Source organism: Kitasatospora sp. HUAS MG31, assembly GCF_040571325.1.
Taxonomy (GTDB): Bacteria; Actinomycetota; Actinomycetes; order Streptomycetales; family Streptomycetaceae; genus Kitasatospora; species Kitasatospora camelliae.
Genome location: NZ_CP159872.1, coordinates 3,900,985 through 3,915,516, shown reverse-complemented (window position 1 = coordinate 3,915,516; position 14,532 = coordinate 3,900,985). Strand labels below are relative to the sequence as shown.

The following is a 14,532-nucleotide window of genomic DNA, read 5'->3' as shown; positions in this document are numbered from 1 at the left end:
GGTTGGCAGGGCCGTCGGGGGTTCAGCCCTTCCGGCGGCCCAGACAGAGGACGTGGCCGTGCTGGTGCCAGCGCCGTCCGGTCCGGACCCGGTGGGTGCGGACGGTCCGGGGCTCGTCGGTGCAGCGCCGCCCGTCGCCGTTCCCGGTCCGCTTGAGCACCACGTACTCGGCCCGGGGGTCGGTGCACTCCACCAGCCGGACCTGCCGGTGGTTCCGGGTGAGCCGGGCGCAGTCCCCGGCCTGGGCGTCGGCGTCGCCCCGTCCGGTCGCGCCGAGGTACCCGAACAGGACGACCAGGACGCAGAGCACCGCCCCGGCCGTGACGGCCCACACCCGCATGGCAATCCCCCCGGTGCCCGCTCCCCCGCCGGCGGACGGCGGTGGCCCGACCCTAGCCCCCGGAACGGGGCTCAGGGCGAGCGGGGCTCAGGGCCGGCGGGCCGCCCGGAAGTAGAGCAGCGCGCCCAGCGCGTAGACCACCGAGACGCCGACCACGATCCCGGTGGACCGCCCGTCCAGCGGCAGCACCAGGGCGGTCACCCCGGCCGCCGCCACGAAGGAGACGTTGAACAGGACGTCGTAGACGGCGAACACCCGGCCGCGGTATTCGTCCTCCACCGAGGTCTGGACCAACGTGTCGGCGCAGATCTTGGTGCCCTGGGTGACCAGGCCGAGCAGCAGGGCGGCCGCCAGCGCCGCGCGCTCCTCGAAGGCCAGGCCGAGCGCCGGGACGAACACCGCCGCCGAGGCCAGGCAGGCGGTGAGCCAGCCGCTCAGGCCGAGCAGCCGGGTGGCGCGGGGGCTGACCACCGCCGCCAGGAAGAACCCCACCGCGGAGAGCGCCACCGCCTGCCCGAGGGTGGCCAGGCCGCCCTTGCTGTCCTCGGGGCTGTTGAAGGTGTACCGGGAGAGCATCAGCACCACGACGATCAGCACGCCGTAGCAGAACCGGGCCAGGGTGACGGCGGCCAGGGCCAGCACCGCCGGCCGACAGTCCTCGCGCAGGTGCCGCAGGCCGGCCAGCAGCCCGTGCCAGGTGGCAACCACGGCCTGCCGGAGCGCGGGGCGGTCGGGGTGCTGCTCGGGGCCGAGCCGGTCCGGGTCGATCCGCTGGGCGGCGAGCGCGGCGCAGAGGTAGAGCAGGGCGGCGAGGGTGACCAGGACGGCGTCCGCCTGGCGGCCCGGCGGCAGCAGCTGGTGCACCAGAAAGCCGACCCCGCCGCCGCCGGCCGCGGCCACCGTGCCCAGGGTGGGGGAGATCGCGTTGGCGGTGACCAGTTCCTCCGGCTCCACCACCCGGGGCAGGGAGGCGGACAGGCCGGCCAGGATGAACCGGTTGAGCGCGGTCACCAGCAGCGCCGCGGCGAAGAAGGTCCAGGCGGGCGCCCCGGCGAGCAGCAGGGCGGCGGTGCCCAGGCCCAGCCCGAACCGGGCCAGGTTGCCCAGCTGGAGCACCTGGCGCCGCCGCCAGCGGTCCAGCAGCACCCCGGCGAACGGGCCGATCAGCGAGAACGGCAGCAGCATCACCGCCAGCACCGCCGCGATGTCCGCGGGGGAGGACTGCCGTTCGGGGGAGAAGATCACGTAGGCGGCCAGCGAGACCTGGAAGACGCCGTCGGAGAGCTGGGAGAGGATCCGTACGGTGAGCAGCCGGCGGAAGTCCCGCCCGCGTAGCAGCGCGCGGAGGCCTGCCCGGTGGGGGTCGTGCACGCTGCCGTCGTCGGTGATCACCCGCCCAGGGTGCCACGGAGGGCGCCGATGTTTCACGTGAAACCTCTCCGGGACGGCGAAGGGCCCCGGTCCGAAGACCGGGGCCCTTCAACGGAGCTCATGAGCGGTCAGCTCAGCGCTCGACCTCACCGCGGATGAACTTCTCGACGTTCTCCTTGGCCTCGTCGTCGAAGTACTGGACCGGCGGGGACTTCATGAAGTACGAGGACGCCGACAGGATCGGGCCACCGATGCCGCGGTCCTTGGCGATCTTCGCGGCGCGCACGGCGTCGATGATGACACCGGCCGAGTTCGGGGAGTCCCAGACCTCGAGCTTGTACTCCAGGTTCAGCGGGACGTCGCCGAAGGCGCGACCCTCGAGGCGGACGTACGCCCACTTGCGGTCGTCGAGCCACGCGACGTAGTCGGACGGGCCGATGTGGACGTTCTTCGCACCCAGCTCGCGGTCGCGGATCTGCGAGGTGACGGCCTGGGTCTTGGAGATCTTCTTGGACTCCAGGCGCTCGCGCTCGAGCATGTTCTTGAAGTCCATGTTGCCGCCGACGTTCAGCTGCATGGTGCGCTCGAGGATGACACCGCGGTCCTCGAACAGCTTCGCCATGACGCGGTGCGTGATGGTGGCGCCGACCTGGGACTTGATGTCGTCACCGACGATCGGCACGCCCGCCTCGGTGAACTTGTCCGCCCACTCCTTGGTGCCGGCGATGAACACCGGGAGGGCGTTCACGAAGGCGACCTTGGCGTCGATGGCGCACTGGGCGTAGAACTTGGCGGCGGCCTCGGAGCCCACCGGCAGGTAGCAGACCAGGACGTCGACCTGGGCGTCCTTCAGGGCCTGGACGACGTCGACCGGCGCCTCGTCCGACTCCTCGATGGTCTCGCGGTAGTACTTGCCCAGACCGTCGAGGGTGTGGCCGCGCTGGACGGTGACGCCGGTCGGCGGCACGTCGCAGATCTTGATGGTGTTGTTCTCGCTGTTGCCGATGGCGTCGGCCAGGTCGAAGCCGACCTTCTTGGCGTCGACGTCGAACGCGGCGACGAACTCCACGTCACGGACGTGGTAGTCACCGAACTGGACGTGCATCAGCCCGGGGACCTTGCCGGCCGGGTCGGCGTCCTTGTAGTACTCGACACCCTGCACCAGCGAGGCGGCGCAGTTGCCCACGCCGACGATGGCTACGCGAACCGAACCCATTCCGGTTGCTCCCTGATTCCTCATGAGACCACCGGGGACCGGCGGATCTCGTTCCACATCTGTTCGACTGCTGTCTGGCGGGCGCACGGAGCGCCCTCAACTCCCCGGGGCCGTACCGAACGGCACAGGGGGTCAGCGCTCCGGTCAGGAGCGCCCCGGGCGGTCGTGCGGTGGCCCCGGCGGGTCCGAGGACCCGGCCTCCTGGCCACGGCCGTCCGAAGTCATGGGGGTGCCGGCGGACGCCTCGTTGCGCCCGGTCCGGTTGGCCCGCTCGGTCTCGATCAGCTCGTTGAGCCAGCGGACCTCGCGCTCGACCGATTCGAGCCCGTGCCGCTGGAGCTCCAGCGTGTAGTCGTCGAACCGCTCGCGGGTGCGGGCGATCGAGCTGCGCATCCGCTCCAGTCGCTCCTCCAGCCGGCTCCGGCGGCCTTCCAGCACGCGCATCCGCACGGCCTTGTCGGTACGTCCGAAGAAGGCGAAGTGGACGCCGAAGTGCTCGTCCTCCCAGGCGTCCGGCCCGGAGTCGGCGAGCAGCTCCTCGAAGCGCTGCTTGCCCTCGGGCGAGAGCCGGTAGACGATCTTCGACCGCTTGCCGTTGAGTGCGGTGGCCGGCACGTACTCGGTGTCCGGGTTGTCCTCCACCAGGAAACCCTGGGCGACCAGGCTCTTCAGGCAGGGGTAGAGCGTTCCGTAGGAGAAGGCCCGGAAGGAGCCGAGCAGGACGTTGAGCCGCTTGCGCAGCTCGTAGCCGTGCATCGGGGCGTCGTGGAGCAGGCCGAGGACGGCGAACTCCAGCACTCCCGAGCGCCTGCTCATGGCCGTCCCCCTCCCTTCCCCACGCTATGCCGGACCGATGTGTCGTGCCGATGTATCGGCTCGATATATCGAGAACAGTAAACCTGGGTCACGGAACGGGCAAGGGGGGCTCGCGTGAACGTGATCACAAGATGTTGGGCAACGGGCATGTAATGATCTGCCGGTTTTATGCGGCTTTCGTCCAGGTTTGAGCAAAGAGTCACGTTTCAGAGGTGCGTACGCTGTCGCGTGTGCACGAGGACCAGGCCTGACCGAGGAGTTGCTGAGAAATGAGCGAACACCGGCGGCGGCCGGCCGGCCCGGGCGGTGAAGAGCCACCGGGTCGTCGGTCGGACGGCGGGCGGCCGTCCGCCTTCGGCTCCCCGGTGGGGGGCGCTCCCGGCGGAGGCCGTGGCGCGGACGAGCTGAGCTCGGGGCGCGCGCGCCGCGGGGTCCGCGAGACCGCCCAGCAGCCGCAGATGACCCGGGCCGAGATGCGCAGACAGGCCCAGAAGGGCGGAGGCGGCCGCCGCGGCGGTGCGGCGACCGCCACCCGTGACGGCAAGCCGCCGAAGAAGCGGTTCATCGACTACCCGCGCTTCGACAAGGACGGCTTCCGGCGCTGGGTGCCCTCCTGGAAGCAGTGGCTGACGCTGTTCCTGGTGTTCTTCGGCGGCGGCGTGGCCGCGGTCGGGGTGGCCTATGCGCTCACCCCCGTCCCGGACCCGAAGAACCTGGTGAGCAACGAGAACAACATCTACTTCTGGGCCGACGGCTCGGAGATGACGCGCTCCGGCGGCAGCAACGGCAACAAGGAGAACGTCGAGCTCGCCGCGATAAGCCGGGAGGCCCAGGACGCCGCCATCGCCGCGGAGAACGAGAGCTTCCGCACCGACAGCGGCATCGACCCCAAGGGCATCGCCCGCGCCGTGTACAACATGGCGCGCGGTCAGGAGACCCAGGGCGGTTCGACGATCACTCAGCAGTACGTCAAGAACGTCTACCTGAGCCAGGACCAGACGCTGACGCGCAAGATGAAGGAGTTCTTCATCACGCTGAAGATCAACGGTCAAACCAGCAAGGACGTCATCCTCCGGGACTACCTCAACACCGCCTGGTACGGCCGCGGTTCCACCGGCATCCAGGCCGCCGCCCAGGCGTACTACGGTGTCGATGCCAAGGACCTGAACGCCTGCCAGTCCGCCATGCTGGCCGGCCTGCTGAAGGGCGCCGGCCTCTACGACCCCAGCATCCCCGCCAACAAGGAGCGGGCGGTCGAGCGGTGGAAGTGGATCCTGGACCGGATGGTCATCACCAAGGCACTCACCCCGGAGAAGCGGGCCGAGTGCACCACCTTCCCCGAGCCGATCGTGAAGAAGGCCCCGGCGAGCATGAACGGCGAGGTCAGCTACCTCGTCGAGACGGCCAACAAGTACCTCTCGGCCCACGGCATCCCTGAGGAGCAGTTGGGCCGCGGCGGCTACAAGGTGTACACCACCTTCCAGAAGGACAAGGTCGACCTCCTCAAGAAGGCCGTCGACGAGGCCGAGGCCAAGGCGCTCAAGCCGGACAAGCGCCCGGAGGACCAGTTCGTCCAGGTGGGCGCCTCCTCGGTGGTGCCGAACGACGGCGCGATCGTGGCCCTCTACGGCGGCCCGGGTGTGGAGAACAACCACCACACCAACAACGCCGACTCCACCGGTATCCCGGTGGGCTCGACCTTCAAGCCCTTCGTGCTGGCCACCGCGATGCAGTCCGGCGTGCTCACCAAGCAGGGCGAGGACGGCAAGCCGGCCCGGATCAACCCCGACTCGCGCTACCTGGCCGACGACAAGGCGCAGATCTACACCAAGGACGGCTCCCCGGCCATCGGCGACGACGGCAAGCCGTACCGCCAGGCCAACGAGAGCCGGGACAAGCCGGGTTACGTCTCCCTGAAGGAGGCGATGAAGAACTCGTACAACGTCCCCTTCGTCCAGCTCGGCCAGGACGTCGGCGGCAAGAACATCGAGAACATGGCGATCGCCCTCGGCCTGCGCAAGGAGAGCCTGGCGCCGTCCTCGACCCTCACCTTCCCGCTGGGCACCTCGACCCCGAGCGCGATCCGGATGGCCTCCGCGTACTCGGTGTTCGCGGCCCGGGGCCAGCAGGCCGACCCGTACTCGGTGACCAAGGTGGAGCACCAGAACAAGGAGGTTGCCGGGTTCACCCGGAAGCCCGCGAAGACCGTGCTCGACCAGGCCGTCGCGGACAACATCACCGACGTGCTGGTGAACGTGGCCAAGAACGGCACCGGTAAGGCCACCAACGCGCTGAACCGCCCGGTGGCCGGCAAGACCGGTACCACCGACGACGGCATGTCGGCCTGGTGGGTCGGCTACACCCCGCAGCTGGTGACCTCGGTCGGTATGTGGCGAGAGGAGCCGGGCAAGAGCAAGCTGCTCTCGCTGGACGGCACCGCTGGCCAGAAGTCCTTCCACGGTGGTGGCCTGCCGACCGACATCTTCGTCCGGTACATGGGCGCCGCCCTGGACGGCCAGCCCAAGACCGACTTCCCGAAGGCGGACAAGGTCGGCGAGCAGGTCGACTCCTCCGGTGCGCCGTCCACGGCCTCCCCGTCGCCCTCCGCCTCGGAGACCGCGGCCACGGCCGCGCCGTCCACCGCGGCCCCGGAGCCGACCGCGACCACCGGTCCGACGCCCAGCGCCAGCATCACCGGGAAGCCCTCGCCGAGCTGCGGCGGCATCCTCGGGTCGCTCTGTCCCTCGCCGACCCGGACCAAGCCGAGCGGCAAGCCGACCGATCCGACGATGGATCCGAGCACACCCATCGGAGTCCCACCCCAGCAGTAGCCGCCCGCACGGCGGTCCGACCGGAGGCGGTCCCCACCCGGGGGCCGCCTCCGGCGTGTCCGGAGGTCGGGCTCGTCGGCCCGCCGCGCGTGCGGCAGGATGTCCGCCATGACGTCGAGCACCCGAGACGAGGCCGCCGGGCCCGCCCCCGCCCCGGCCGAGGGCCCGCTGCCCAACACCGTCGTCGTCCCGGCGGACGAGGACCCGGTCGCGGCGGCCGGCAGCGAGGTGTTCGGCGGCCCGCCCGGCCGGCGCGCCCTGCTCGGCGTCTCGTGGTGGACCCCGGCCCGGTTCCTGGTGCTGGTGACGATCGCCGTCTACGTGCTCGGGCTGGCCCAGAAGCTGCCCTGCTACGAGGGCGGGTGGTTCCACGGCGCCACCGCCCAGTACACCCACGCCTGTTACAGCGACATCCCGCACCTGTTCTCCGGCCGCGGCTTCTCCTCCGGCCTGAAGCCCTACCTGGACCCGCTGCCGGGCGGCTCGCCGGACATGCAGTACCTGGAGTACCCGGTCCTCACCGGCCTGTTCATGCAGATCGCGGCCTGGCTGACCACGCCGGACGGCGTCATCCAGGACCGCGAGCAGTGGTTCTGGATGGTCAACGCCGGGATGCTGATGGTCTGCGCGGTGATCGCCGTGGTCGCCGTCTCCCGGACCCACCGCCGCCGGCCCTGGGACGCCCTGCTGTTCGCCCTGGCCCCGTGCCTCGCGCTGGACGCCACCATCAACTGGGACCTGCTCGCGGTCGCCCTGGCCGCGGTGGCGATGGCGTTCTGGTCCGGCTCCCGGCCGGTCTGGGCCGGTGTGTTCATCGGTCTGGCCACCGCGGCCAAGCTCTACCCGGTCCTGCTGCTCGGCCCGCTGCTGGTGCTGTGCTGGCGGGCCGGCCGGTGGCGGGCCTTCGGGCAGGTCGCCGGCGGTGCGGTCGCGGCCTGGCTGGTGGTCAACCTCCCGATCATGATCGCGAACCAGGAGGGCTGGGCCACCTTCTACACCTTCAGCCAGCGGCGCAAGGAGGACTTCGGCTCGTTCTGGCTGATCCTCATGCAGGACCGCGGGCAGCAGCTGGCCACCCTGAACACCTGGATCGGCGTGACCCTGGTGCTCTGCTGCCTCGCCATCGCCTGGCTGGCGCTGTCCGCTCCGCGCCGCCCGCGCTTCGCCCAGCTGGCCTTCCTGGTGGTGGCGGCCTTCGTGCTCACCAACAAGGTCTACTCGCCGCAGTACGTGCTCTGGCTGATCCCGCTCGCCGTGCTGGCCCGGCCGCGCTGGCGGGACTTCCTGATCTGGCAGGCCTTCGAGGTGCTGTACTTCCTCGGCATCTGGTCGTTCCTGGCCTACAGCGGGGACTCCAAGCAGCACGGCATCGGCCAGGACTGGTACCACCTGGCGATCGTGCTGCACCTGGCCGGCACGCTCTACCTGTGCGCCCTGGTGGTCCGCGACGTCCTCTACCCGGAGCGCGATCCGGTGCGCCAGGACGGCAGCGACGACCCCTCCGGCGGTGTGCTGGACCACGCCCCGGACGTCTTCGTCCTCGGCACGGCCCGGGCCCGCCACGAGGAGGAGACCTACGCGGAGTACGCCCCCGACGGCGAGCCCGACTGGCTCACCAAGCCGTAGGGGCCGCCCGGCGGGCGGCCCCCGGGGGTCAGCGGTCCACCACCCGGTCGAAATGGGTGGTGGTGTGCCGCACGTGCAGGGTCAGCTCGTCGCCGATCGCGGGCGGCTTGGACTCGGACGGCAGGAACAGCAGCGAGACCTGCATGTGCGGCGGCTCGGCGAACCACAGCTGCTTGCCGCCCCACACGTAGGGCGACAGCGTCCGGTTCACCGTGGCCAGCCCGGCCCGGGCCAGGCCCTTGGCCCGCGGCACCATGCCCTGGACGTGCTTGGGCGCCTCCAGGCCCACGCCGTGCGCGGTGCCTCCGGTGGCCACCAGCAGGTGGCCGTCGGACGGGGCGCGGTTCTGGCGGTAGCCGAACCGGTCGCCCTTGGCCACCGCGTTCACGTCCAGCACGGTCGCCCGGGACTGGATCGCCTCGTGGTCGCCGAGCCAGAGCCGGGTGCCGATCCGGGAGCGGAAGACCGTCGCCGGGTAGCGCTCGGCCAGCCGGGCCGAGTCGGCCGCGCCCAGGTGGCTCAGGTAGACGAACCGGGTGGGCAGGCCCGCCGCGGCGATCGCGTCCACCCAGCCGGCGACCTCGTCCACCGGGTCCGTGCCGTCCGGCCGGTCCAGCGGCAGGTGCAGGGCGAAGCCCTCCAGCTGGACCCGGTCCAGGGCGAGCCGCGACAGGTCCTCCGGGGCGATGCCGTGCCGGCGCATACCGGTCATGCACTCCACGACCACCCGGGTGCCGGGCGGCAGCGCGGTCAGCGCGTCGGCGTGCGCCACCGTCCGCACCACCCGCCCGGCGGGCATCGCGAAGCCCTCCTCGCCGGGCCGGAACGGAGTCAGCACCAGCAGGTCGCCGGGGAAGACGGCGGCCGTCTCCGCCGCCTCCCGCGCGGTGCCCACCGCGAGCATCGGGCTGCCGAGCAGCACCGCCTCCTGCGCCAGCCGCTCGTTGCGGAAGCCGTACCCGTTGCCCTTGGCCACCGGCACCAGACCGGGGAACTCGGCCAGCACGGACTGCTGGTGCGTCCGCCAGCGAGCGGTGTCCACGTACAGCGACAGGGTCATTCGGCTCTCCCGGAAGGGTGGGTGACGGTCGGTCAGCGCCGCGACATGTAGATGTCGAGGGCCTTGTGCAGAAGCTTGTTCAGCGGGAAGTCCCACTCGCCGAGGTACTCCGCGGCCTGCCCGCCGGTGCCCACCTTGAACTGGATCAGACCGAACAGGTGGTCGTTCTCGTCCAGGGTGTCGCTGATGCCGCGCAGGTCGTAGACGCCCGCACCGAGCGCGTACGAGTCGCGCATCATCCGCCATTGCACCGCGTTGGACGGCTTCACCTCGCGCTTGTGGTTGGCCGAGGCGCCGTAGGAGTACCAGACGTGCTCGCCGACCGTCAGCATGGTGGTCGCGGCCAGCGCCTCGCCCTCGTGGTACGCCAGGTAGAGCCGCATGCGGTTCGGGTCCTCGGCGGTGAGCGCCGTCCACATCCGCTGGAAGTAGCTCAGCGGACGCGGGGTGAAGCGGTCGCGCTCGGCGGTGACCACGTACAGCCGGTGGAACTCGGGCAGGTCGTCGTAGCCGCCCTGGACCACCTCGACGCCGCTCTTCTCGGCCTTCTTGATGTTCCGGCGCCAGAGCTGGTTGAAGCCCTTCTGGATGTCGTCCAGCGAGCGGTTGGCCAGCGGCACCTGGAAGACGTAGCGCGGCTGGACGTCGCCGAAGCCGGCGCCGCCGTCCTCGCCCTGCAGCCAGCCCGCCTTGCGCAGCCGGTCGGCCACCTCGAAGGCCCGCGGCTCGTACCAGTCCGGCTCGACGTCGCGCAGGCGCTTGGCCTGCTTGGCGGCGATCGCCTCCTTGATGGTGGGGGCGTCCCAGCGGCGGATCACCACCGGCGGGCCCATCTTGACCGAGAAGGCGCCCTGGGACTTCAGGTGGGCGAGCATCGGCTCCAGCCACTGGTCCAGGTCGCGGTCGAACCAGTCGATGACCGGGCCCTCGGGCAGGTAGGCCAGGTAGCGCTTCAGCTTCGGCAGCTGGCGGTACAGCACCAGGCCGGCGCCGACCACCTCGCCGGACTCGTCGATCCAGCCGATGCTCTCGGTGCGCCACTCGGCCTTCACCTCGCCCCAGGACGGGACCTGCATGTGGCTGGCGGAGGGACGGCTCCTGATGAAGGCCAGGTGCTCCTCGCGGGTGATCGTCCTCAGGCGCAGGCTCATGCTCGGGTGCTCCTCCTCGGTCGGCCGGTCCAGGCTGACCTTATCCCCCGGGGCCGCCCGCACCAGCGGGGTGGGCGCGGACATGGCGGCGCCCCCGCCGCGGACCGGTCGAAACCGGGCCGGCGACGGGGGCGCCGGGTGTGCTCCGTCCGGGGCGGTCCCCGGCGGGTGCCGCGGACCGGGGCCGGGCGGGCCCGGCTGGTCGGGCCGGGCGAATCGGTCGGACGCCGGTCAGATCAGGCCGCCGCGGGCCACCCCCAGGTACAGGCCGACCCCGGCCACGACGGCCGAGACCACCAGGACGAACCGCTCCGAGGTGGTCACCGACTCGTAGAACCCGACCATGGCGGTGACGAAGCCGAACAGGCCGGTCCAGGACGTGAGGATGTGCAGGTTGTAGAAGAACGAGGTCGCGAAGGACACCAGGCCGAGCAGGGCGGCCACACCGACCAGGGCGTTCTCCCGCGGGTGCGGGTGTCCGTCGGAGTTCAGGGAGAGCATCGGGTAGCGCCGGGTAAGAGCCTGTGCCATGGGACCCACCTCCAGGCAAGCGGGACGTTTCCGTTCTGTCCAGGTTGATCCCCCGATGTCGCTGATCACAACCGCTAAGTGTTTTGTTCGTCGGGCCTCGGCCCGGTAGGCTGTGCGGTCTGCACTGGTGTAGTTGTGCCCCCTCATGCCCGCTTCCGGGTGGGCGGGGGCCGTTGTCAGACCCCGCCACTACGGTGGTCGGTGTCGTCACTGCTCCGGTGCCGACGCTGCACAACCCTCCTGCCACGGAGAGACCGTGGCCGCTGAGTCCAAAGGAGGTGGGTTCCACATGCGTCACTACGAGCTGATGGTCATCCTCGACCCTTCGGTCGAGGAGCGCGCTGTCGCCCCCCTGATCGAGAACTTCCTCAACGTCGTCCGCACCGGTGGCGGCAAGGTTGAGAAGGTCGACACCTGGGGTCGCCGCCGTCTGGCCTACGAGATCAACAAGCAGTCCGAGGGCATCTACTCGGTCATCGACCTGAAGGCCACGCCTGAGGTCGTCAAGGAGCTCGACCGCCAGCTCAGCCTGAGCGAGTCGGTTCTGCGGACCAAGGTCCTGCGCCCGGACACCCACTGAGCCAGTCCTGACGCCTAGGCGTCGGGTGGTTCACGTCCGGTGTTTCACGTGAAACACCGCGACGAGCACCGCAGAACTCCTTTTCCGAGAGGTCATCACCACCATGGCAGGCGAGACCGTCATCACCCTCGTCGGCAACCTCGTCGACGACCCCGAGCTGCGCTTCACCCCGTCGGGTGCCGCGGTCGCGAAGTTCCGTATCGCGTCCACCCCGCGCACCTTCGACCGTCAGACGAACGAGTGGAAGGACGGCGAGAGCCTCTTCCTCACGTGCAACGTCTGGCGTCAGCCGGCGGAGAACGTGGCCGAGTCGCTGCAGCGCGGCATGCGCGTCATCGTGCAGGGCCGACTGCGCCAGCGGTCTTACGAGACCAAGGAAGGCGAGAAGCGGACGGTCTTCGAGGTCGAGGTCGACGAGGTCGGCCCCAGCCTGCGCTCGGCGACCGCCAAGGTCACCCGCGCCAACCGCTCCGGCGGTCCGGGCGGGGGCGGCTACGGCGGCCAGCAGGGCGGCGGCGGTTACAGCGGCGGCGGCCAGCAGGGCGGCGGCGGCTGGGGCTCCGGCTCCGGCGGCGGTCAGTCCGGCCCCTCCGACGACCCGTGGGCGTCCAGCGCTCCCTCTGGTGGCAACCAGGGTGGCGGCGGCTGGGGTGCCCCGTCCGGTGGCGGCTACTCGGAAGAGCCCCCGTTCTAGAGCGGTGCCCGCCGGGCAACGGCCCGGCGCGGCTGACAGATTTCGTACCCAACGGAGCACACAATGGCGAAGCCGCCTGCTCGCAAGCCGAAGAAGAAGGTTTGCGTCTTCTGCAAGGACAAGGTCAACTACGTTGACTACAAGGACACGAACCTGCTGCGGAAGTTCATCTCCGACCGCGGCAAGATCCGTGCCCGCCGGGTGACCGGCAACTGCACCCAGCACCAGCGTGACGTCGCCACGGCCGTGAAGAACAGCCGTGAGATGGCGCTGCTGCCCTACACCTCCACCACGCGCTAAGAGAGGGTGACCGAAGAATGAAGATCATCCTCACCCACGAGGTCCCCGGCCTCGGCAGCGCCGGTGACGTCGTCGAGGTCAAGGACGGCTACGCCCGCAACTTCCTGGTCCCGCGTGGCTTCGCCATCCGCTGGACCAAGGGCGGTCAGAAGGACGTCGACGCCATCCGTCGCGCCCGGAAGATCCACGCCATTCAGACCCTGGAGGCGGCCAACGAGGTCAAGGCCAAGCTGGAGGGCCTGCAGGTCAAGCTGGCCGTCCGCTCGGGCGACGCCGGCCGTCTGTTCGGCTCGGTGACCCAGGCCGACGTCGTCGAGGCCATCAAGGCCGCCGACGGCCCGGCGGTGGACAAGCGCGCCGTCGCGATCGCCTCGCCGATCAAGACGCTGGGCACCCACAAGGTGTCGGTCAAGCTGCACGCGGACGTCCAGGCCAACCTCGACGTCGCCGTCGTGTCTGCCTGAGACCGCTAGCGGTTCCCCGAGGGCCGGTCTCCTCCGTACGGAGGAGACCGGCCCTCGGCGCGTCCGCCGTGCCGGCCGGTGACTGTGCTGCGGGTGTGCGTGGTGCTTCCCGGGCTGCCGGGTCCGCCCGTGCTCAGGCCCGGACGGCCCCGGTGACCAGCCACTTGCCGGTGCGCGCCCGGAGCGCCAGGAAGGCGGCCCGGACCAGCATGAACAGGTTCATCGCCCACCAGAGCCCGAGCAGCCCGCCGTTCAGCAGCAGGACGGCGAGGGCCGCCGGGGCGAAGCAGACCAGCGTGCCGAACATCGCCCAGGCCAGGTAGCCGCCGTCGCCGGCGCCCATCAGCACGCCGTCCAGGACGAAGACCAGGCCGCCCGCCGGCTGGGTGAGCGCCGCCAGCAGCAGCACGGTGGAGAGCTGCTGCTGCACCGCCGGGTCCGAGGTGAACAGCGGGATGTACAGCGGTCGGGCCAGCACCATCAGCAGGCCCAGCAGCACGCCGGAGCCCACCCCCCACTCGATCATGCGACGGGTGGCGGCCCGGGTGCCCGGGACGTCCGCGGCGCCGAGGTACCGGCCGATGATGGCCTGCCCGGCGATGGCGATGGCGTCCATGGCGAAGGCGACGAAGATCCAGACCGTCATGGTGATCTGGTGCGCGGCCACCTCGGCGTCGCCCAGGTGGGCCGCCACCGCGGTGGCGATCAGCAGGACGACGCGCAGGCTGAGGGTGCGGACCAGCAGCGGGCCGCCGGTGCGGGCGCAGGCCTTGATGCCCTCGACGTTCGGCCGCAGGCCCGCGCCCTCCCGGCGGGCGCCGCGGACCACCACGGCGACGTAGGCGGCGGCCATGCCGGTCTGGGCCAGCACGGTGCCCCAGGCGGAGCCGGCCACGCCCAGGTTCGCGCCGTAGACCAGTCCGACGTTGAGCAGCAGGTTGGCGCCGAAGCCGGCCACCGCGACCACCAGTGGCGTCCGGGTGTCCTGGAGGCCGCGCAGCACCCCGGTCGCGGCCATCACCAGCAGCATCGCCGGGACGCCCAGCGCGCTGATCCGCAGGTAGGTCACCGCGTACGGCGCCGCCGTGGGGGAGGCCCCGAGGGCAGTGGCGGCCTCCGGGGCCAGGGCCAGGGTGAGCGCCACCATCACGGCGGAGAGGATCAGGGAGAGCCAGATGCCGTCGATGCCCTGCTGGATCGCCGCCCGGCGGTCGCCCGCGCCGATCCGCCGGGCCACCGCCGCCGTGGTGGCGTACGCCAGGAAGATGAACAGCCCGGTCACGGTCGTGAGCGCCGCCGAAGCCACCCCGAGGCCGGCCAGCTGGGCCGTCCCCAGGTGCCCGACGATGGCGGAGTCGGCCATCAGGAACAGCGGCTCCGCGACCAGCGCGCCGAAGGCCGGGACGGCCAGGGCGAGGATCTCGCGGTCGTGCCGGCGGCGATCGGTGAGGGTGTGCATGGAAGCAGGGTACTCATCCACAGGTAAGTGGTGCAATGCGATTTCATCACTTACTCGAAATCCTGAGCGAGCGCCGGTGGCGGTGCTGTGCAC

14 protein-coding genes are annotated in these 14,532 nt (G+C 70.9%); 6 read left to right on the top strand and 8 right to left on the bottom strand.

All coding sequences use genetic code 11. The features are described from left to right. Positions 1–22: 22 nt before the first annotated feature. The 4 genes from ABWK59_RS17740 to ABWK59_RS17725 form a co-directional block, all read right to left on the bottom strand. Complete coding sequence (locus ABWK59_RS17740) at positions 23–340, bottom strand: LppU/SCO3897 family protein (protein ID WP_354641560.1); 318 nt, start codon at positions 338–340, stop codon at positions 23–25. Between the two features lie 87 nt (positions 341–427). Next, positions 428–1,732 (bottom strand): MFS transporter, encoded by a 1,305-nt coding sequence (locus ABWK59_RS17735; RefSeq protein WP_354641559.1) that lies wholly within the window; start codon positions 1,730–1,732, stop codon positions 428–430. A gap of 112 nt (positions 1,733–1,844) precedes the next feature. Further along, entirely contained in the window at positions 1,845–2,927 is a 1,083-nt protein-coding gene (locus ABWK59_RS17730) for an inositol-3-phosphate synthase (protein WP_354641558.1), read from the bottom strand. A 144-nt stretch (positions 2,928–3,071) separates the two neighbouring features. Then, positions 3,072–3,743 (bottom strand): PadR family transcriptional regulator, encoded by a 672-nt coding sequence (locus ABWK59_RS17725; protein WP_354641557.1) that lies wholly within the window; start codon positions 3,741–3,743, stop codon positions 3,072–3,074. 458 nt (positions 3,744–4,201) lie between these two features. On the opposite strand from ABWK59_RS17725, the gene ABWK59_RS17720 reads away from it, so the two are divergent. Both ABWK59_RS17720 and ABWK59_RS17715 read left to right on the top strand, forming a co-directional pair. Next, complete coding sequence (locus ABWK59_RS17720; RefSeq protein ID WP_354641556.1) at positions 4,202–6,574, top strand: transglycosylase domain-containing protein; 2,373 nt, start codon at positions 4,202–4,204, stop codon at positions 6,572–6,574. 108 nt (positions 6,575–6,682) lie between these two features. Then, the gene (locus tag ABWK59_RS17715; RefSeq protein ID WP_354641555.1) at positions 6,683–8,200 is read left to right on the top strand and encodes a glycosyltransferase family 87 protein; all 1,518 of its coding nucleotides are present in this window, start codon (positions 6,683–6,685) and stop codon (positions 8,198–8,200) included. 28 nt (positions 8,201–8,228) lie between these two features. Here the strand turns inward: ABWK59_RS17715 and ABWK59_RS17710 are convergent, their stop codons facing one another. The 3 genes from ABWK59_RS17710 to ABWK59_RS17700 form a co-directional block, all read right to left on the bottom strand. Continuing rightward, entirely contained in the window at positions 8,229–9,260 is a 1,032-nt protein-coding gene (locus tag ABWK59_RS17710) for an alanine racemase (RefSeq protein ID WP_354641554.1), read from the bottom strand. 32 nt (positions 9,261–9,292) lie between these two features. Beyond that, positions 9,293–10,411 carry a lipid II:glycine glycyltransferase FemX gene (locus tag ABWK59_RS17705; protein ID WP_354644993.1) on the bottom strand — a complete coding sequence of 373 codons (1,119 nt, stop codon included), beginning with the start codon at positions 10,409–10,411 and terminating at the stop codon, positions 9,293–9,295. Between the two features lie 231 nt (positions 10,412–10,642). Beyond that, on the bottom strand, positions 10,643–10,942 hold the full coding sequence (locus ABWK59_RS17700; protein WP_354641553.1) for a hypothetical protein: 300 nt from the start codon (positions 10,940–10,942) through the stop codon (positions 10,643–10,645). Positions 10,943–11,231: 289 nt separating this feature from the next. Here ABWK59_RS17700 and rpsF point away from each other — a divergent pair, with 289 nt between their 5' ends. The 4 genes from rpsF to rplI all read left to right on the top strand — a co-directional run bounded on the left by rpsF (position 11,232) and on the right by rplI (position 12,980). Beyond that, entirely contained in the window at positions 11,232–11,522 is a 291-nt protein-coding gene (rpsF, locus tag ABWK59_RS17695; protein ID WP_345698160.1) for a 30S ribosomal protein S6, read from the top strand. Positions 11,523–11,625: 103 nt separating this feature from the next. Beyond that, entirely contained in the window at positions 11,626–12,216 is a 591-nt protein-coding gene (locus tag ABWK59_RS17690) for a single-stranded DNA-binding protein (RefSeq protein ID WP_354641552.1), read from the top strand. Between the two features lie 63 nt (positions 12,217–12,279). Then, complete coding sequence (gene rpsR, locus ABWK59_RS17685; RefSeq protein WP_030270170.1) at positions 12,280–12,516, top strand: 30S ribosomal protein S18; 237 nt, start codon at positions 12,280–12,282, stop codon at positions 12,514–12,516. 17 nt (positions 12,517–12,533) lie between these two features. Then, positions 12,534–12,980, top strand: a complete 447-nt coding sequence (gene rplI, locus ABWK59_RS17680; protein WP_354641551.1) for a 50S ribosomal protein L9 — start codon at positions 12,534–12,536, stop codon at positions 12,978–12,980. A gap of 133 nt (positions 12,981–13,113) precedes the next feature. On the opposite strand, the gene ABWK59_RS17675 is transcribed toward rplI, so the two are convergent. After that, positions 13,114–14,439, bottom strand: a complete 1,326-nt coding sequence (locus tag ABWK59_RS17675) for an MATE family efflux transporter (protein WP_354641550.1) — start codon at positions 14,437–14,439, stop codon at positions 13,114–13,116. Between the last annotated feature and the right edge of the window lie 93 nt (positions 14,440–14,532).

Bases quoted from the DNA above. Each gene is read 5' to 3' on its own strand.
- ABWK59_RS17720 (WP_354641556.1), top strand. From the start codon at position 4,202: ATGACCCGGGCCGAGATGCGCAGACAGGCCCAGAAGGGCGGAGGCGGC.
- ABWK59_RS17690 (WP_354641552.1), top strand. From the start codon at position 11,626: ATGGCAGGCGAGACCGTCATCACCCTCGTCGGCAACCTCGTCGACGAC.
- ABWK59_RS17740 (WP_354641560.1), bottom strand. From the start codon at position 340: ATGCGGGTGTGGGCCGTCACGGCCGGGGCGGTGCTCTGCGTCCTGGTC.
- ABWK59_RS17705 (WP_354644993.1), bottom strand. From the start codon at position 10,411: ATGAGCCTGCGCCTGAGGACGATCACCCGCGAGGAGCACCTGGCCTTC.
- ABWK59_RS17710 (WP_354641554.1), bottom strand. From the start codon at position 9,260: ATGACCCTGTCGCTGTACGTGGACACCGCTCGCTGGCGGACGCACCAG.
- ABWK59_RS17700 (WP_354641553.1), bottom strand. From the start codon at position 10,942: ATGGCACAGGCTCTTACCCGGCGCTACCCGATGCTCTCCCTGAACTCC.
- rplI (WP_354641551.1), top strand. From the start codon at position 12,534: ATGAAGATCATCCTCACCCACGAGGTCCCCGGCCTCGGCAGCGCCGGT.
- rpsR (WP_030270170.1), top strand. From the start codon at position 12,280: ATGGCGAAGCCGCCTGCTCGCAAGCCGAAGAAGAAGGTTTGCGTCTTC.
- ABWK59_RS17715 (WP_354641555.1), top strand. From the start codon at position 6,683: ATGACGTCGAGCACCCGAGACGAGGCCGCCGGGCCCGCCCCCGCCCCG.
- rpsF (WP_345698160.1), top strand. From the start codon at position 11,232: ATGCGTCACTACGAGCTGATGGTCATCCTCGACCCTTCGGTCGAGGAG.
- ABWK59_RS17730 (WP_354641558.1), bottom strand. From the start codon at position 2,927: ATGGGTTCGGTTCGCGTAGCCATCGTCGGCGTGGGCAACTGCGCCGCC.
- ABWK59_RS17675 (WP_354641550.1), bottom strand. From the start codon at position 14,439: ATGCACACCCTCACCGATCGCCGCCGGCACGACCGCGAGATCCTCGCC.
- ABWK59_RS17725 (WP_354641557.1), bottom strand. From the start codon at position 3,743: ATGAGCAGGCGCTCGGGAGTGCTGGAGTTCGCCGTCCTCGGCCTGCTC.